The organism is Paenibacillus sp. NPDC056722 (assembly GCF_042790635.1).
Classification (GTDB): Bacteria; Bacillota; Bacilli; order Paenibacillales; family Paenibacillaceae; genus Paenibacillus_AQ; species Paenibacillus_AQ agri.
On record NZ_JBHTYV010000004.1, the window covers coordinates 518,026 to 533,965 of the forward strand.

Below are 15,940 nucleotides of genomic sequence, written 5' to 3' on the forward strand. Positions count from 1 at the left end.
GTTCTCATTCATCTCCAATGCTTGACTTTATAAGCTTGCGAGATCGCTCTATCCAGAACAAAGACGACAGTAATTCCGATAGTATACCTGAGTAGATCAATCCATAGGAACCCTTTTCCTAATACCAGGCCTCCCAGTACAGTATCGCGTATGCTGTTTATCCAGTCCGCCTGATATAACTGGCTGAATTCAATGCCATAACTGAACAGCAGACTTAGCCAGAAGGAGAGCAAGAGCTGTCGTCTAGTTAATAGCAGCCGGAAACCAAAGTAGACCATACTGCCCCATAGCGCATCGCCAAAATGCCTGGAGATAAACAGCGGCAACACATCCGCAAACGCTCTGGAGCCAAGGCCAAGCCCGATAACGAGCAGAACGGCGGCAAGGTAGATTAGTTTAGTTCTCCACATGATATAAATACCTATAAGTATATGTTTTCATTATTGCCTCCAAATTGATGTCCATGGCTTCTACTAACAAATGATGCTTTATTCAAATATCGGCTTTAAGGAAGAACTGTTCTTTGCAAAAATCTCTTTCGGATAAGGAATCGCTAGCTCAGGCAGTTCTTCTTCCTTAAAAAACTTCAGTTCCTCCGCCTCTCCATCCAGTCCCACAAGCGTTCTATTGATCATTGAACATTCGAATACCATGGCCAGATACTCCACCTGATGACCATTGTTATATTCGAATCTAAATTTCTCACCGCCAAACACGCCGATCATCCGGTTCGGATTAACCATGAGTCCCGTCTCTTCATACACCTCTCTGCGTATAGAACGAGATGGTTTCTCTCCCGGTTCGATGGTACCTGCTGGCAGACCCCATAGTGTCTCGCCCGGCTTGCGAATAAACAAGATCTCATCTTCTTCATTTCTTATGACGGCCGCTACTGAGGGAATTAGTAGCAACTCTGGTCCGATCTTTTCCCGTAATCCTCGATAGTACTCAGACATTGGCATGGCTAACCATCCTTTGGGTTTATGACGTGACCTTAATTAAACTACTATATATGTATATTAGACAAAGCCCCACGGTTGACCTTGTTCATCTTAACTTTTTCTCCCACCGGTTCAAGAGCATACAAAACGCTCACCTGTTATCGTGAATTTGCATACTCCAGGCTGATTACTGCCACAATAGATAAGCACCATGCCAATCATTCGATGCCAGGGAGGATTACACAATGAGTCCAGTCAAACCGGATAAAAACCTGATCAACACAGTAAGTGACCTTGAAACGACACCTGTGACAAGCCAGCAGGCCCAGCAGCTCGGACAAAAGAAAAAGGACCACCGGAAAGAAATGATCAGTAGTGATGATCAGAAATTCCAGAAGAATGAGCAGAATACGTATAAATAATATGAAAAAAGGGAGCCCTGTACCTTTGTACAGGGTTCCCTTTTGATCGTTAGGCCCAGCCTCTCATTATTATGAAGAGTATTCGCCTTGCATGACATTATATCTTAGTAGAACCTTCATCCCTCTCCAAGCTCCACTTCTTTCTGCCCCCGACCTCGGGTCCAGCAGGTCCATAGAATATCTGCACTAAATAACAGGATCACTAGCGGCATGGCTATCTGCCACACCACCCCCACCTGACGGTACAACAACACCATGAGCGGCTGAAGCACATACATACAAGCAATGGACAACATCCACCAGTATAAAGAAAAGTGCAGGCAAATATGTCCGTGAAGCTGGTAAGACATACCGGAGTAGTCCCACCATTGCTTGTGAAAAGCTTTTTGCAGTAGCCAACCACTAGCGTATTCAACCGCTGACGGTATCAGTAAGGCACACAACAGGAATATTGGAAGCGATACTTCCAAGTCCCGAACAGCCAGCAACAATAGCGGAGCCAAGCCGTACATCGGTTTGAATGGACCTCGCAGAAAACCTTCTTTGTGAAAGGTGCCCTGGCTATATAAATTGTAGGTTCCTTCGAGTACCCAGCCCAGAAAGGAATACATCATAAAGTAAAAAAAGTACTCGCTAACCACAGCAACTGGCCCGTAGTTATATAATGAGATAAACGGTGTTCGAGTGAAAATTGAAATGGATCCCGCCCCCTGACTGTACATCTGGTGAATGAACATCGGGGCATAGTATGCCTTCCTTAGTCTGGAAATATTCGCTGTAAGCATAACAAAACAGACCACCCATATGGATGGCCTGTTCGGCGTTCTTATCGCTGATTCTTTGGAAGCGGGTCAGGATGCGCGGATTCCGCAGGTTTAGCGACCCAGTCGTCTGCCTGCGGCTCGATGTCGACCCCACTCTCCATCTTCTTGATTTCCGCCAGTGAATCGCCGGATTTATTTTTCTTATTGCGGATGTCCGCTTCATTCTGAATATGATCCGTCATGTGGAATCCTCCTTTTGGGCTGTACGATGTTGGTTCTTAGTTATCGTTACCCGTTGAGGTTGTTTCCAAACATGGCGCAATGACGCTCCGGACGGATGATCTTGGGAACGCCGAGGAGTCCTGGACGTTGACAACTGTGCGGACAGCAACGACAAAACAATTGCATCGCAGTTTCTTCATAGGCTCATTCGCTGTAGACTCTGAACACAATATCCTGCTCGTAATTTCCGCTTCCGCAGCCGTATAATGCCAGTCGGCCCCGCCTTCGGTTCACTTCTGCAGCCGTAACCCTGAATGTCCATTGCTCGTGATGCCAGCAAATATCAGCCAGCGTCACCTCGGAAATCTGTTGTCCATCCATATATGTGCCGCTAGCGTTAATCCGCAGCACTTTTAGCAGACCCCGCCGGTTCACTTCATTCTTCCAATAATCCGCGGTCAGGGAATTCCTCAGTTTGCTTGACTCTCCAGGTCCGGTCCATCTTCCCAAATCTCTGTCGTTCAGTGTAAAGATGATGTCTGTCGGCCATTTCTCGTTCACATGCGACGCCTCGGAGCCGATTTCCATGGAGATTTCAATCTCCTGCACAGCGATGTCCCTGAAAAGATAATTAGGCACTTTGTATTCCACGTATCCCTTATCAAGCCACAGGACACTTGTATCAGCATGGCATGGGTCTCTGAACCTCCGTGTATCATCATCACAGTAGCCCACCACTTTATCAGTGCCCATTATTCCACAGCCAGGAGCGACTTGCAGATCGGTGTAATGCCCGACAGGGACGGACACCTCGACGACTTTTCGGGCAACTGCACTTGCCCCGGCCAGCTTCACCAGAAAATAGTTCGCAGACAGCGAACAATATTTATAGGTACCCCCGTCGATCCGTCTCATTTTGGAGCTGACAATGCCCGCTTTCTGCAGTTTAACTACATGAGAGCTGACAATTGCGCTGCTGAGATGAAGCTCTGCAGCCAGCTCCTTGATATGCATTTCCCGCTCACCCAGCAGATCTACAATCCGCAGACGGACTTCGCTGGCGAGTGCTTCATACACCCGCAGGGATTGGGTATCTGTCGTTAAGTACATGTGTACACCTCCATAATCATGATGGTCATGAAATTATATATCAAGGAACAGAATAAATACATAATTTTGGATAAAGATTGGAGAGTCTCATAAAAAAAACAGGCACGGAGTTTTCCGGCCTGTTCTTGATATCATTTTCTTACACCCACTGGATTACCTGACCAGCGTCTTGCCGTATCTTCACGCGTGGATCGTTAAGCCGATAGCCAAACGCCACCATACAGGAAATGCCAAAGTGACCGGCGTCCATAATTCCTTCTGCGGACAGGATTTCTTCAATCTTACGTTTGTTAAAGCCCTCAATGGGACAGGAGTCCACTCCAATTTGCGCTGCAGCCGTCATCATATTGCCTAGCGCAATATAGGATTGTCGGCAACCCCATTCAAATAGCGCCCGTTCATTATCTTTCAGTTCAAAATCATTTTTCAGGAAGTCATCGAACCTGTTTTTCCTTCCCTCGAAGGCCTCAGGTGGCATGTTTTGAACATTTTGCATTAGTCCACTGAGATAATCGGAGTTAGGCAACAGATCTTTAGGCAGTCTGGACAAAATAAGTACGAAATGGCTCGCCGTCCGCAGCTGTCTCTGCGCTCCCCAGGCATAGTCATACAATTTCTCACGGAGTACCGGGTTCTGAACCACCACAAATTTCCATGGTTCAAAGCCAAAGGAGCTTGGGGACAATCGTCCTGTCTCCAATATAAATTCAAAATCCTCATCGTTGATCTTTTTGCTACCATCAAATTCTTTGGTCGCATGTCTGAAGTTGTAAGCTGACAGGATTTCTTTTTTCACAGATGTTGTTTCCACTATTGATCCCTCTCTTCTTCTCATTGAATTGACGTATAACCGATCACAGTTTTAATATTAAGTTATATACTTCGTTTTTATAAGTACGCACATTAATGTGGTGTAGTATATAAAATGATACCAAGGGGAGAAGATCTCATGCCTAATCGAAAAAGCCGCTTTAGCGACGATATCTCACTGGACACAGGGCAGGCTTGCCCAGTAGAACATACACTGAATGTCATCGGTGGCAAATGGAAGGGAATTTTGCTGTATCATCTAATGGATGGGACCAAACGATTCAGCGAATTCCGCCGAATCTGTCCAGCAATTACCCAGCGGATGCTGACCCTGCAGCTTCGTGAATTAGAAGAAGACGGTGTAGTGCACCGTGAAGTGTACCATCAGGTTCCTCCTAAAGTGGAGTATTCGTTGACCGAATTTGGAAGAACCTTAACTCCGATCATAATGCTTATGAAGGATTGGGGCGAGGAATATAAAATAAAACAGCTTTCTACAGAAAGCTGCCGCATAGACACAGAAGCCGGCCATTGAGGCCGGTTTTTTGTTTCCCCCTTGATAGGGCTGTATTGTATGAAGATCCAACTTCGTGCGAACACTAGGTACGCCATGCGTTGTTTCACTCCAGCCCCTGAAACTATTCCCGTCGCCGGTACACGCCAGGGGATACACCGTAACGCTCCCGGAATACCTTATGAAAATACGTGTAACTGCCAAAGCCGCATTCTTCTGCGATACGTTCCAGAGTGTAGTTGCTGTTATCCATAAGGCTCAGGGCCATGGCCAGACGGATTTGCTTGGCATATTGGATCACGGAATAACCAAACTGCGCCTTGAACAGATGCACGGCTCTTGTCGGACTGATCCCGGCATGGGAGGCCACATCCTCCAGACGAATGATGGAGGTAGCATGCTCTTCGATGTAACCTTTCATTTTAAGGGCAAGCAGCAGGGATGCGGATGAGGTCACAGGTGCCTCTTCAATGGCCCGGTCGAGAAGCAGACATAAAGCCTTGAATAAGGCCTCAAGAATTTCCGCGTTACCTCCGTCCAACCTTCTTTGTTCAAGGATAAGCTGCTGCCATACGCTATGTATTTTGCCGACATCAGCAATTCTGATCTTCTTCGGGCGCTCGCGTTTGTTCCACCAGTAATCCACCCAGTCACCGGTACACATGACAAAATAATCGCCGCTGTGGCCCAGCGGACTTTGCTTCTCTCCGATCCGCAGATCGTAGATCTCCCCCGGAGGGAATAAAAGCATGTCCCCAGGGAGGACGGTCACCATCTTGCCGTCGATCAGCGCTTCGGACTCGCCTTCTACCTGGAGCCGGATGATATAGGTTTCGAGACCGTTTCGGAATAACTGCCGAAAGGGCTGATCATGGCTGACGTAGGCGCTGAGCTGTATGTTCACGCCAATTTTTTCCATAGTCACTCCTCTTTTCTTTACACTTTCATGACCAGATTGATGAGGTTATTAGCCATATTGTTTCTTCAAAGGAGGCTGGAATTCCTCCTATAATAAATTTATGAAATTACCTAGGAGGTTATCGTCACTATGAGCCAAGGAACTATTCGCGTCATCCAGACCGCTAAAGATACTGCAGATCGACTGACAGAAAAGCAAGCGCTTACCTTCATTCCTGACACTGAGGAAAAAGAAAATACGCTGATCAATATTTATGATGATCTTGAATATCAGGAAATTGAAGGCTTTGGCGGTGCGCTTACCGAAGCTTCGGCAGTAACGTTGGCCAAGCTAAGCGAAGAGAATCAGAAGAAAGTCATTGATGCTTATTTCGATCGGGAGCAAGGCATTGGCTACACCCTTTGCCGCTCACATATTCAAAGCTGTGACTTCTCACTAGGCAACTACACTTATGTAGAAGAGCAAGATGCCGAGTTAGCAACTTTCGATATTTCCCGTGACCACACGTCCATTATTCCGCTGATCAAGCGCGCTTCCAATGCAGTAGGTACAGATTTCCGTCTCTTCTCCTCACCATGGAGCCCCCCAGCCTTCATGAAGACGAATGGTGAAATGAACAATGGCGGCAAGCTCAAACCGGAATACAGAGAAGCCTGGGCCAATCTTTTCGTTAAATACATCCAGGCCTATGCCGAAGAAGGCATCGATATCTGGGGAGTCAGCGTACAGAATGAAGCCAAAGCACAACAAATTTGGGATTCCTGTATCTACACCGCTGAGGAAGAAAAGGATTTTGTCCGCGATTACCTCGGACCTGCACTGGAGAAAGCCGGCCTGTCCCACGTTAAGGTATTGATCTGGGATCACAACAAGGAACGGGTCTATGACCGTGCCAAGGTTGCTTTTGAAGACCAGGCTGCATCCAAGTACATCTGGGGCATCTGCTTCCACTGGTACTCCGGAGATCACTTTGAAGCGTTGTCTGCGGTACATGACCGCTTCCCGGATAAGAAACTCTTCTTCAGCGAAGGCTGTCAGGAAGGTGGCGTTCACCTCGGTTCCTGGAAGACAGGCGAGCGTTATGGCCATGACATCATCGGTAACCTGAACAATTGGATGTCTACTTGGACCGACTGGAATATCCTGCTCGACGAGCAAGGTGGTCCTAACCATGTAGGCAACTTCTGCGACGCCCCGATTATTGGCGACACCGTACAGGATGAACTCATCTTCGAGAGCTCCTACTATTACATCGGGCATTTCAGTAAATATATTCGTCCAGGCGCTAAGCGCATTGGAAGCTCCAAGTACACCGATCATCTGGAGACAACAGCGTTCCGCAACCCAGACGGAACCATTGCTGTTGTCGTCATGAACCGGACAGACAATGAGCTGCCGTTCACCCTCCGTTGCCGTGAACAGCTGGCTGAGACCTCCATTCCGGGTCATGCGATCCAGACACTTCTGTTCAAATAAGTGAACAAGAAAACGGGTACCCTCCTTATTATTAGGACGGTACCCGTTTTCCATGTTGCTAGTGGTACAGCAGCCAGGCTACAAGTGGAGCAGTAAAGGAGCCAGCAATAGCGCACACGGTCATCGCGACCGAGCTCATGGACAAGGACTGTTCCCCATATTCCAGCGCCTTAGCCGTTCCCAGTGCATGTGAAGCCGTTCCTAGACCAATTCCAATCCCGATCTCGCTGCGGACTCTGAACAGCTTCAGGATGTATGGGCCGGCAATGGCACCGGTAAATCCGGCAATCATGACAAAGACAGAGGTCAGGGACGACTCCCCTCCCAAGCTGCCAGAGATCTGGATCGCTACCGGCGTCGTGATGGACTTAGGCAGAAGTGAAAGAATATACTGCTTCGGAAACCCCATCAGCAGAGCCAGCAGGATTCCGCTGAACATCCCTACCAGAAGACCACTTAATGTACCTCCCAGAACCGCTGGAAGGTTACGGCGCAACACATGACGCTGGTTATAGAGCGGATATGCTAAAGAGACCACTGCGGGACCCAGCAGCTTGTTAATCCACTGTCCGCCGATCATGTAAGTCTCGTAGGGAATTTCAAAGTACAGCAGCAGGACGACGACCAGGAACGTCGCAGTTAAGGCTGGCATTAGAACAGGGATGCGAAATCTTTTATAGATCAAGGCCATCACCACATATATGCTTACATTGGCAAATACAATTGCAATCGCAGTCAGAATCATCAAGCTTCCTTCCCTTTCTCTTCCGTACCTGGCAGGGCCCTTGGTACATCCATGCTCCATCTGGCAAACCATCTGCTGGAATGCGCCGCCGCACCAATTGTGACGGCCGTACTCAAGACCAGCACTACAATCAGCAGCAGCCCTTTTCCGCTAAACAGACTTAAGTGATCGACAATACCAGCTGTCGCGGGAATAAAAAATAAGGGAAGATACGCCAAGATCGCCGCAGACCCGTGCTCAATCCATCGGACAGGCACAACCCGGCACAGCAGCAGAATAAAAAGAAGCAACAGGCCGATAATACTTCCCGGTATGGGAAGATGCAAAAGCTGCTTCACAGCCTCGCCAGCCAGGGAGAATAAGTACAGCAGTACCACCTGAGCAATAATTCGCACAATCTTCATCAGACAAAAGTCCCTTCACGGAGTAAACTATCCTTATGTTATTGTAAAAAATGGACTCTATCAGACTAACAGAGATTTCATGATTTTTTCAATGTATAATATGAAACTCTGATGTATTTTCACTAAGTGCCGATTTTTGTTATAATCAATTCAATTCGTACTTATGAATTGAGACATAGAAGAAGGGGACGTTTGCATTGTCAAAAATAATCAAGACTTTAACCATTGCCGGTAGTGACTCCAGCGGAGGCGCTGGCATTCAGGCTGACCTGAAAACTTTTGAGGAATATGGAACGTACGGCTTCAGCGCGCTGACCACCATTGTAACAATGGACCCGGACAACGGCTGGCACCATAATGTCTATCCGGTGGATGCAGCTATCGTTGCCGAGCAGCTTAAGACCATTTTCGCTGGCGGTCCAGTTAATGCCATGAAGACCGGTATGCTGGGCAGTGTAGAAATTGTTAAGGTAGCCGAGCAAGCAATCCGTGAGAATCTGCAGAGCAATGTTGTCATTGATCCTGTTATGGTCTGCAAAGGTGAAGACGAGGTGCTGAACCCGGAGAGCGCGCAAGCGATCCGCGATTTGCTGCTGCCTCTAGCCACCGTAGTTACACCTAACTTGTTTGAAGCAGGTGTATTGTCCGGTCTCGGCAAACTCACTACTATCGAAGATATGAAAGAAGCTGCACGATTGATCCACGGACTGGGTGCCCGCAATGTTGTTGTTAAGGGCGGTAAGGCACTGGATGGCTCCAAAGCAATCGACGTCTTCTTTAACGGTACAGACTACACCGTCTTCGAAGCGGATAAAATCGAACCGGCACACAACCACGGCGCAGGCTGCACCTTTGCGGCTGCGATTACCGGTGGACTTGCGAACGGCCTGACCGTAGACGAAGCGGTTGCCAAAGCGAAAGACTTCGTCTCTGCAGCCATCCGCAACGGCTTCGCGTTCAACCAGTACGTAGGACCGGTCTTCCACGGCGGACACCGCCTGGAACAATAGGTCTCGCCCATCTGGCGAACAATCTTGTCATACAAAAGAGCAGAGCCGATATCCTCGGCTCTGCTCTTTTTATACGGCTATAGTAAGCTGCTCAGCAGCTTTCAACTTGTTAACGAGAGTAGACACCCTATTTGCCTAAATGCGCCCTACAGGCTATTTTCCTCAGGCTACCGTTCCCTCAGTTCTCCCTGACAGTCGTTTCAGCATCTTCACGTTCATTTACGAAGTTAAGATGGCTTCTGCCCCAACCACACATGCTATCCAGTACTACTGCAATCGTTCTACCGTGCTCAGACAGGCTGTATTCCACGCGTGGAGGCATCTCCTGATAAAAGATCCGGTCAATGAGCCCGTCCTCCTCCAGCTCCCGTAGCTGCTTTGTGAGCGTTCCCTGGGACACGTCCGGTATCCTCCGCCGCAGTTCCCCGAACCTCTGCGTCCCGTCCACCAGCAGCATGAACAGGATCAGAGGCTTCCATTTGCCCCCAATAACATCCAAGGTTGCCAGAACGCCTGTCAGTCTGGGCTCCTGCGAATTTCGTTTCATCATCATCACCTCTCCTGTTCTCTCCATCATACCTGTGACGCCCCTCAATTGCACGTCTCTCCTGATAGTACGAATTTTCGTACCGGGTACGAATAAAGTGCGTACTGTGCAGCGCCGTTATTTTACCCAATAATAGAATGGAAACCAACAAACGAATAAAGGAGAACAACCTATCATGTCAACTCTTACTCTACAAAAACAGCGGGTCGTTATTATAGGAGGAAGCTCCGGGATTGGATTGGCAACAGCCAAACAAGCGGTGGAACAAGGTGCATCCGTCGTTCTGGCAGGTCGGTCCTTGGACAAACTGGAACTAGCAAAGGAAAGACTGGGCGCAGACTCCGTAGAAATATATACTTTGGACAACAAAGATGAGGAACAGCTGAAATCCTTTTTCGAGCAAGTGGGTCCGTTCGATCATCTGTTCACGCCTGGAGCCAGCTATGTCAGAGGTCCGATCACGTCAAGTGCGGAGGTTGCCCGCAGCTGCTTTGACGCTAAATTCTGGCCACAATACAATGCAGTAAAATATGCTGCTCCGCAGATGCGCCCGAATGGCTCAGTCGTACTGATGTCTGGTGCCTTTGGGCAAAGACCGCTCACAGATGGCGCTTCCTACGCTGCCTGCAATGGAGCCATAGAAAGTCTAGGTAAAGCGCTGGCGGTGGAGCTGGCTCCTATTCGGGTCAATGTCATTTCCCCGGGAACGATTCACACAGAATTTAACTGGGAAGGCGCCGAACAAGCGGTTCGGGACGAATCCTATAACGCCTATGCCAAAATCAACCTGCTCGGCCGGATCGGCACAGCCGCAGAAGCCGCACATACTGTTGTATACCTGATGACGAACGGATATACCACCGGCAGCACCCTGTTCCCGGACGGCGGCTATATTTTACGCTAATCTCTTAGCATACTCTAAAAACAAAAGGTGCCCCGGACAGCCAGAAAGCTGGCTAATTCGGGACACCTTCTATGTATTTTCTGAATTATTTCTGTCCAGTCATGGCCAGATAGCTTGTCTCACTCACTACACGGCGTGCGGTAACATAACGATCAGCATAATACGATTCCGACAATTTACTGATGCGAACGCCCTTGCTGCTGGAGGAATGAGCGAACTCACCATCACCGATATAAATACCTGCATGAGAAATTCCGTTACCAAGGGTATTGAAAAATACTAAATCTCCGACACGAAGATCTTCTTTAGCGACAGCTGTACCCGCTTTAGCTTGGGACTGCGAGGTGCGCGGAAGATCTCCCGCATTGAACTTGTTGAATATGTATAGAATAAATCCGGAACAGTCAAAACCCGCTGTTGTTGTGCCTCCCCATACATAAGGAGTACCAATGAGTTGGTTCACTTCATTGTCGATCTTAGCGTTAACGTCACTGGCAAATGCGGCTGGTGCTGCAGTTAATAGAATAGCGGCTCCAAGTACAGAAACAATAAACTTCTTCAGACCGTGATTCTCCCTTCAAATGCCTACGGAGTTAGCTGAGGGTTCGGTTAAAGGTTTCCCTATATTCCCTTGCTTTCAGGAATAATTCACCCAGATGTGGTTCCCCCGTTTTCAACGATTGAAATTCGGCAACATTGATTAATATTTTGTAACTATTTGTATAGTAGTATAGATGTCCCCCTCCTGTCAATGCCATTTGATAGATTAACAACTTTATTTGCTCTTACATTCTTTCTACATATTCATAGATTATACTGCTATTTATCGCTTATTTTTCAGGGGATCGACCCTGCTTTTTCTAGCAATTCTTCCTCTATCAGTCCCGCAGGTGTACATGAATATGCAGATGAAAAACTGGTAACATTCTTGTAATCACTGCGGGTAACGTTGGATGAATACCGGTAATCAGATCGGAATATCTCTGACTAATGCCGGTGATTTGCAGCACAGTTACCGCTCCTTATAATCATCAAACAGATTAAGCCAGCGACTCTGCCGCTTCTTCATATATAATTAGAAGGTGGTACGCCTCATATTCTATAAAAAAACTACTAAAGTTCTTTTGGCAGGAGTGTACTTGTGGATCACTGATCAATGGAACTTCATTTGTTTGTTTCTATGATCCGATTTGAATGTTAGTTCAATAAATTCATTATTCTTTTTGCATATGTAATCCAATCCTTATTATCAGTATTTATTTCTATCGTTGGTAGGATCGATAAACTAGATTGTTTACGTAGCTCTGATTGGGTTTGTATAAATTCATCGGCTGACTTTCTGATCTCTTCTCTTGATTTGCTTATCCATTCGTGAGGTGTCCGACTTTGCATTCTTCCCTCTACGTTGCTAGAAGAAACCGTTAATAATACACATGTAGCCCCCAGATGGAGCATTTCATTTTCAAGTGATTCAATTTCATACAAGGAATCGGAGGGGAAGGCCAATCTGTGATTCAGATGGAATCTTTCCAATATAAAAAATATACCTCTAGACGCCCGAGATGCATCTGGACCCAAATATGTGGACCACTCATTTAATTGTCTTAGCATGCTAACCCGTTCTTTCAATATATGAAGATGTTCATCACGGCTTAAGCTTTTAAATTCTCCATGAACATTATTTAATACTTGGGAATAATGCTCACTCAAGACAATAATACTACGCTCCGATGATTCTTCTTGTGCTTGAAGTAGCTTTAGAGCTTTTAAAACAGATGTTTTTCCTGCATGAGAATAACCCTCCAAGATAATTCCTCTGATATGGCTCATTAAAGACCTCCAACTAACAATTATTTGAAATTAATTATAACTATACCAAAGGGGAGTACTTATGAGCCAAAGATTTTATTTTTTATAAGCCAACATATCTAGCAGTACGCTAGCTTCATCATTGTATACGATGACCCTGACCGTCTTTGTCCCCTGCATCACCAATTCAGCAACGCTTGCTTCGACGACTGAGCGCAAGTCACTGCAACGAATTTTAGTGTACTCCTTACTGCTACAACTGAGGCTCTATCTTGTGATTACATTAACTACAGTGTTGGAAAAAGAAATGCCTTATGACGCAGCCCCCACATGCGACCATCCTTCCGCGAACGCTCCATATATACGCCGGACAGCGAAATTCCTTACTCCCCCTCTCCCGCTTTTACTCTCCCGGGTTATGAATCCTCTCTTTTCCGCGCATACTACTCTTACACATTCAATATGAATCACTGCGAGAGGAGAATGCCGTATGACGCAATTATTCCGTAATTCTCTGCCCGCTGGGGCGAGTCAGCCTGCGCCCGTGCTGCCTGTTCCTCTTTCTTTCAACCGGAACTGGCTACAGGATTTGGAGTCAAAGCTTGATAAAGGCGGACCCTGGGGAGACTGGCGATTGTCACAGCTGGCCGTGCAGGGCGAAGAAGCGGGTCTGGTTAGTAGCTTCGACGAATTGCAATGTATGAAGCATTTGTCCGGCCTCTCCCCGCTTCCCCACCAAATTGATACAGCACATAAGGTGCTATTCCAAATGTCGGGTCGGGCCATTCTCGCCGATGAGGTTGGACTTGGCAAGACGATCGAAGCCGGGCTGATCCTCAAGGAGTATCTCGTACGTGGACTCGTGTCCAAGGTACTGATTCTCGTTCCGGCCTCCTTAGTGCTGCAATGGGTTCGGGAGTTGAACGCCAAATTCGGCATTTCTGCCATTGCTCAGAAGAAAGCCTATTCCTGGGGTAACGACATTGTCGTCGCTTCTCTGGACACTGCCAAACGTGATCCGCATAAAGAAGTACTGATGAACAACGAGTACGACATGCTGATTATTGACGAGGCCCATAAACTCAAGAATAAGAAGTCAACCAATTACCAGTTCGTACAGCAGCTGCGTAAAAAATACTGCCTTCTGCTTACCGCCACCCCCGTGCAGAACGACCTCGGCGAGCTGTTCAATCTCATTACTTTGCTGAAGCCGGGACAGCTGGGGAATCAGGGCGATTTTGCCACCAACTTTGTTGTCGATAAGCGCCAGCCTAAGAACGAAGAGCAGCTCCGCGGGGAGCTGTCCAAGCTGATGATCCGCAACCGCCGCGGAGAGGGACCGGTCAATTTTACGAAACGCAAAGTCCGCAACATCCCCTTGACACTGTCGGAAGAAGAGAAGCGACTCTATGACGGGGTTACTGCCTTTGTCAAAGACCAGTATCAAGAAGCTGGCGGCAATCTCAGCAGCATGCTCTCTCTTGTCACTCTACAGCGTGAGGTATGCAGCAGCCGGGATGCTGTCTTTATCACCTTGGTGAACCTGATCAAGAAATTGCCTGAGGATTCCCCTAAGCGTGACCGGATGATGGAACTGCTCCAGACGATTCGTACGGTAAAAGCAAATACTAAGGCGGAAAAGACTCTGTCTTTGATTCGTGAAATGAATGAAAAGGTGATTGTGTTCACCGAATATAGGGCCACTCAGGAGTATTTGCTGCAATACTTCCGTGAAGGCGGGCTACAATGCGTTACCTATTCCGGGGGCATGAATCGCGGTAAAAAAGACTGGATGATGGATCTGTTCCGCGGCCGCGCCCAGGTGATGATTGCCACAGAAGCCGGCGGCGAGGGCATCAATCTGCAATTCTGCCACCATATGATCAACTTCGATCTGCCATGGAATCCCATGCGGGTAGAGCAGCGGATTGGGCGTGTCCATAGGCTGGGACAACAAAATGACGTGATGATCTATAACCTGTCGACCCAAGGCACCATTGAAGAGCATATCCTGCATCTCCTGCATGAGAAGATTAATATGTTCGAGATGGTCATCGGCGGACTCGACGTCATTCTGGAAAAGTTCGAGAAGAAGGAATCGCTGGAGAAGAGCCTGTACAAGATCATGCTGGAATCGCAAGACGAGGAGCAGTTACGCAGTGGTCTTAACCATATTGGTGAATCGCTAAGTCAATTGAATACCAGCATCAAGAAGGAAAGTGAGACAACCATATGACCCTCTCCCCACAGCAAGTGCGCAAGCAGGTTATGGATTATCTTGAGGCCACAGACTGCTCGATTATTGAGACCTCTCCCCTGCATGTAACAGTCAAGCTCTCTCCGCGTGCAGATCAGATGCTCACAGATCGCCCCTATTATTGGGGCTTCGTAGAACGCACCGGGGTAGCACCCGAGACGCTGTCATTCACGTTCGTGTTCAATCCTGAACAATATGACCGTCAGGCTGAAGCCGCCTTGGCACCCCGGAGTCCAGGATTAGGTAATCCGGGGTTAATGAGGGCCGACATCGGCCATGGAATAACCAGCAAGCCTGCGGAAATAGAAGCCGCCACAGAACCTGCGGGCATCATTTCCGCAGGCTCTGTAGGGTCTCCTGCCCCTCCGGGCAATCCGCAGGACAGCATTTTGTCCCGCTACTTCGGCGTTGTACCGGCGCTGCCCCGGATAGGCCCCGGCATGATCAGGCGCGAGGATGTTATCTATGGCAGCAAACGGCTGCGCCAGATCTGGGAAGCTGCCCGCGAGGAAGGCAAATGCCTCTACTTGTTCGAAGATCCTGGGAGTCGCCAGCGGACAACCCTGTTCTCAGCAGCCTATGAGCCGTGGCTTGGAGTCTATTACAAGGTGGAGATGTCATGCGACCTGAAGCGTGAGGAGCTGCATTTTATGGGAATCTCTTTGGTCACAGGTGTCATCACCTATGAATTTGGAAGCAAGCTGTCACCACTCAAGTTGACCCCACGCCTCCCAGAGAATGTCCATGTACAGCCGCTTGAAATGTCGGTGACGGCAGGCGCGGAACAGCTCGAGACTAGTCTTACCGCTCGTCTTGCAGAGCTGGATTATAGCTGGGCGGAAGAAGCTCGTGAACGATTGCGGCTAGAGCTAGCTATCATCGACGTCTATTACGAAGAATTGCTCAAGGAACCGGATGAAGAGAAGCGTAAAGAGATCGAGGAGCAGTATGCCCGGCGCCGGCAGGAAACCTCATGGCAATATGAACCGCAAATTGCAGTTTCTGCGGTGACCTATGGACTGTTCCATTTGCGGAAGACATAGAATGCGACCCGGCTCGCTAAAAGCAGGCAAAAAAACAGCGGAA

The 15,940-nt window shown here is 48.1% G+C and carries 19 protein-coding genes and 1 riboswitch; of the genes, 7 read left to right on the plus strand and 12 right to left on the minus strand.

Annotated elements, in window-relative coordinates; all coding sequences use genetic code 11:
• Positions 1 to 8: 8 nt before the first annotated feature.
• Positions 9 to 410 (minus strand): ribosomal maturation YjgA family protein, encoded by a 402-nt coding sequence (locus ACFRAM_RS13800; RefSeq protein WP_379466326.1) that lies wholly within the window; start codon positions 408 to 410, stop codon positions 9 to 11.
• A gap of 78 nt (positions 411 to 488) precedes the next feature.
• On the minus strand, positions 489 to 962 hold the full coding sequence (locus ACFRAM_RS13805) for an NUDIX domain-containing protein (protein WP_379466327.1): 474 nt from the start codon (positions 960 to 962) through the stop codon (positions 489 to 491).
• 224 nt (positions 963 to 1,186) lie between these two features.
• Here ACFRAM_RS13805 and ACFRAM_RS13810 point away from each other — a divergent pair, with 224 nt between their 5' ends.
• Positions 1,187 to 1,363 carry a hypothetical protein gene (locus tag ACFRAM_RS13810; protein ID WP_175374447.1) on the plus strand — a complete coding sequence of 59 codons (177 nt, stop codon included), beginning with the start codon at positions 1,187 to 1,189 and terminating at the stop codon, positions 1,361 to 1,363.
• 116 nt (positions 1,364 to 1,479) lie between these two features.
• Here the strand turns inward: ACFRAM_RS13810 and ACFRAM_RS13815 are convergent, their stop codons facing one another.
• The 4 genes from ACFRAM_RS13815 to ACFRAM_RS13830 form a co-directional block, all read right to left on the minus strand.
• Entirely contained in the window at positions 1,480 to 2,148 is a 669-nt protein-coding gene (locus tag ACFRAM_RS13815; protein ID WP_379466328.1) for a putative ABC transporter permease, read from the minus strand.
• A 41-nt stretch (positions 2,149 to 2,189) separates the two neighbouring features.
• On the minus strand, positions 2,190 to 2,369 hold the full coding sequence (locus ACFRAM_RS13820; RefSeq protein WP_175374446.1) for a hypothetical protein: 180 nt from the start codon (positions 2,367 to 2,369) through the stop codon (positions 2,190 to 2,192).
• Between the two features lie 184 nt (positions 2,370 to 2,553).
• Positions 2,554 to 3,459 (minus strand): ArsR/SmtB family transcription factor, encoded by a 906-nt coding sequence (locus ACFRAM_RS13825; protein ID WP_379466329.1) that lies wholly within the window; start codon positions 3,457 to 3,459, stop codon positions 2,554 to 2,556.
• Between the two features lie 139 nt (positions 3,460 to 3,598).
• On the minus strand, positions 3,599 to 4,294 hold the full coding sequence (locus ACFRAM_RS13830; protein ID WP_379466330.1) for an NAD(P)H-dependent oxidoreductase: 696 nt from the start codon (positions 4,292 to 4,294) through the stop codon (positions 3,599 to 3,601).
• Positions 4,295 to 4,408: 114 nt separating this feature from the next.
• Here ACFRAM_RS13830 and ACFRAM_RS13835 point away from each other — a divergent pair, with 114 nt between their 5' ends.
• On the plus strand, positions 4,409 to 4,804 hold the full coding sequence (locus tag ACFRAM_RS13835) for a winged helix-turn-helix transcriptional regulator (RefSeq protein WP_379466331.1): 396 nt from the start codon (positions 4,409 to 4,411) through the stop codon (positions 4,802 to 4,804).
• A 103-nt stretch (positions 4,805 to 4,907) separates the two neighbouring features.
• Here ACFRAM_RS13835 and ACFRAM_RS13840 read toward each other — a convergent pair whose 3' ends face one another.
• Positions 4,908 to 5,702, minus strand: coding sequence for an AraC family transcriptional regulator (locus ACFRAM_RS13840; protein WP_379466332.1), 795 nt, complete (start codon positions 5,700 to 5,702; stop codon positions 4,908 to 4,910).
• Positions 5,703 to 5,831: 129 nt separating this feature from the next.
• Between ACFRAM_RS13840 and ACFRAM_RS13845 the strand changes: the two genes are divergently transcribed.
• A complete protein-coding gene (locus ACFRAM_RS13845; RefSeq protein ID WP_175374441.1) occupies positions 5,832 to 7,178 on the plus strand; it encodes a glycoside hydrolase family 30 protein in 1,347 nt (448 codons plus the stop codon).
• Positions 7,179 to 7,236: 58 nt separating this feature from the next.
• Here ACFRAM_RS13845 and ACFRAM_RS13850 read toward each other — a convergent pair whose 3' ends face one another.
• Positions 7,237 to 7,923, minus strand: coding sequence for an LrgB family protein (locus tag ACFRAM_RS13850; RefSeq protein ID WP_379466382.1), 687 nt, complete (start codon positions 7,921 to 7,923; stop codon positions 7,237 to 7,239).
• Positions 7,923 to 8,327, minus strand: a complete 405-nt coding sequence (locus ACFRAM_RS13855) for a CidA/LrgA family protein (protein ID WP_175374440.1) — start codon at positions 8,325 to 8,327, stop codon at positions 7,923 to 7,925. The genes ACFRAM_RS13850 and ACFRAM_RS13855 overlap by 1 nt, the downstream gene beginning before the upstream one ends.
• Positions 8,328 to 8,524: 197 nt before the next feature.
• Between ACFRAM_RS13855 and thiD the strand changes: the two genes are divergently transcribed.
• Positions 8,525 to 9,337, plus strand: a complete 813-nt coding sequence (thiD, locus tag ACFRAM_RS13860; RefSeq protein ID WP_379466333.1) for a bifunctional hydroxymethylpyrimidine kinase/phosphomethylpyrimidine kinase — start codon at positions 8,525 to 8,527, stop codon at positions 9,335 to 9,337.
• Positions 9,338 to 9,515: 178 nt separating this feature from the next.
• Here thiD and ACFRAM_RS13865 read toward each other — a convergent pair whose 3' ends face one another.
• A complete protein-coding gene (locus ACFRAM_RS13865; protein ID WP_175374812.1) occupies positions 9,516 to 9,887 on the minus strand; it encodes a winged helix-turn-helix transcriptional regulator in 372 nt (123 codons plus the stop codon).
• A 172-nt stretch (positions 9,888 to 10,059) separates the two neighbouring features.
• Here ACFRAM_RS13865 and ACFRAM_RS13870 point away from each other — a divergent pair, with 172 nt between their 5' ends.
• Positions 10,060 to 10,788 carry an SDR family oxidoreductase gene (locus tag ACFRAM_RS13870; protein WP_379466334.1) on the plus strand — a complete coding sequence of 243 codons (729 nt, stop codon included), beginning with the start codon at positions 10,060 to 10,062 and terminating at the stop codon, positions 10,786 to 10,788.
• Positions 10,789 to 10,873: 85 nt separating this feature from the next.
• Here the strand turns inward: ACFRAM_RS13870 and ACFRAM_RS13875 are convergent, their stop codons facing one another.
• Both ACFRAM_RS13875 and ACFRAM_RS13880 read right to left on the minus strand, forming a co-directional pair.
• Positions 10,874 to 11,350 carry a C40 family peptidase gene (locus ACFRAM_RS13875; protein WP_379466383.1) on the minus strand — a complete coding sequence of 159 codons (477 nt, stop codon included), beginning with the start codon at positions 11,348 to 11,350 and terminating at the stop codon, positions 10,874 to 10,876.
• A gap of 4 nt (positions 11,351 to 11,354) precedes the next feature.
• Positions 11,355 to 11,491, minus strand: a riboswitch (cyclic di-AMP (ydaO/yuaA leader).
• Between the two features lie 494 nt (positions 11,492 to 11,985).
• A complete protein-coding gene (locus ACFRAM_RS13880; protein ID WP_379466335.1) occupies positions 11,986 to 12,618 on the minus strand; it encodes a hypothetical protein in 633 nt (210 codons plus the stop codon).
• A 469-nt stretch (positions 12,619 to 13,087) separates the two neighbouring features.
• On the opposite strand from ACFRAM_RS13880, the gene ACFRAM_RS13885 reads away from it, so the two are divergent.
• Together ACFRAM_RS13885 and ACFRAM_RS13890 are read left to right on the plus strand one after the other, a co-directional pair.
• Positions 13,088 to 14,833, plus strand: a complete 1,746-nt coding sequence (locus ACFRAM_RS13885) for a DEAD/DEAH box helicase (protein ID WP_379466336.1) — start codon at positions 13,088 to 13,090, stop codon at positions 14,831 to 14,833.
• A complete protein-coding gene (locus ACFRAM_RS13890) occupies positions 14,830 to 15,897 on the plus strand; it encodes a YqhG family protein (RefSeq protein WP_379466337.1) in 1,068 nt (355 codons plus the stop codon). Before ACFRAM_RS13885 ends, ACFRAM_RS13890 begins: the two co-directional genes overlap by 4 nt.
• Positions 15,898 to 15,940 lie beyond the last annotated feature (43 nt).

Excerpts from the sequence above, each read along its gene's own strand:
- ACFRAM_RS13850 (WP_379466382.1), bottom strand. The coding sequence starts at position 7,923 with ATGATTCTGACTGCGATTGCAATTGTATTTGCCAATGTAAGCATATAT.
- ACFRAM_RS13820 (WP_175374446.1), bottom strand. The coding sequence starts at position 2,369 with ATGACGGATCATATTCAGAATGAAGCGGACATCCGCAATAAGAAAAAT.
- ACFRAM_RS13845 (WP_175374441.1), top strand. The coding sequence starts at position 5,832 with ATGAGCCAAGGAACTATTCGCGTCATCCAGACCGCTAAAGATACTGCA.
- ACFRAM_RS13815 (WP_379466328.1), bottom strand. The coding sequence starts at position 2,148 with ATGCTTACAGCGAATATTTCCAGACTAAGGAAGGCATACTATGCCCCG.
- ACFRAM_RS13840 (WP_379466332.1), bottom strand. The coding sequence starts at position 5,702 with ATGGAAAAAATTGGCGTGAACATACAGCTCAGCGCCTACGTCAGCCAT.
- ACFRAM_RS13805 (WP_379466327.1), bottom strand. The coding sequence starts at position 962 with ATGCCAATGTCTGAGTACTATCGAGGATTACGGGAAAAGATCGGACCA.
- ACFRAM_RS13880 (WP_379466335.1), bottom strand. The coding sequence starts at position 12,618 with ATGAGCCATATCAGAGGAATTATCTTGGAGGGTTATTCTCATGCAGGA.
- ACFRAM_RS13830 (WP_379466330.1), bottom strand. The coding sequence starts at position 4,294 with ATGAGAAGAAGAGAGGGATCAATAGTGGAAACAACATCTGTGAAAAAA.
- ACFRAM_RS13890 (WP_379466337.1), top strand. The coding sequence starts at position 14,830 with ATGACCCTCTCCCCACAGCAAGTGCGCAAGCAGGTTATGGATTATCTT.
- ACFRAM_RS13865 (WP_175374812.1), bottom strand. The coding sequence starts at position 9,887 with ATGATGAAACGAAATTCGCAGGAGCCCAGACTGACAGGCGTTCTGGCA.
- ACFRAM_RS13855 (WP_175374440.1), bottom strand. The coding sequence starts at position 8,327 with ATGAAGATTGTGCGAATTATTGCTCAGGTGGTACTGCTGTACTTATTC.
- ACFRAM_RS13825 (WP_379466329.1), bottom strand. The coding sequence starts at position 3,459 with ATGTACTTAACGACAGATACCCAATCCCTGCGGGTGTATGAAGCACTC.
- ACFRAM_RS13800 (WP_379466326.1), bottom strand. The coding sequence starts at position 410 with ATGTGGAGAACTAAACTAATCTACCTTGCCGCCGTTCTGCTCGTTATC.
- ACFRAM_RS13885 (WP_379466336.1), top strand. The coding sequence starts at position 13,088 with ATGACGCAATTATTCCGTAATTCTCTGCCCGCTGGGGCGAGTCAGCCT.
- ACFRAM_RS13835 (WP_379466331.1), top strand. The coding sequence starts at position 4,409 with ATGCCTAATCGAAAAAGCCGCTTTAGCGACGATATCTCACTGGACACA.
- ACFRAM_RS13810 (WP_175374447.1), top strand. The coding sequence starts at position 1,187 with ATGAGTCCAGTCAAACCGGATAAAAACCTGATCAACACAGTAAGTGAC.
- ACFRAM_RS13870 (WP_379466334.1), top strand. The coding sequence starts at position 10,060 with ATGTCAACTCTTACTCTACAAAAACAGCGGGTCGTTATTATAGGAGGA.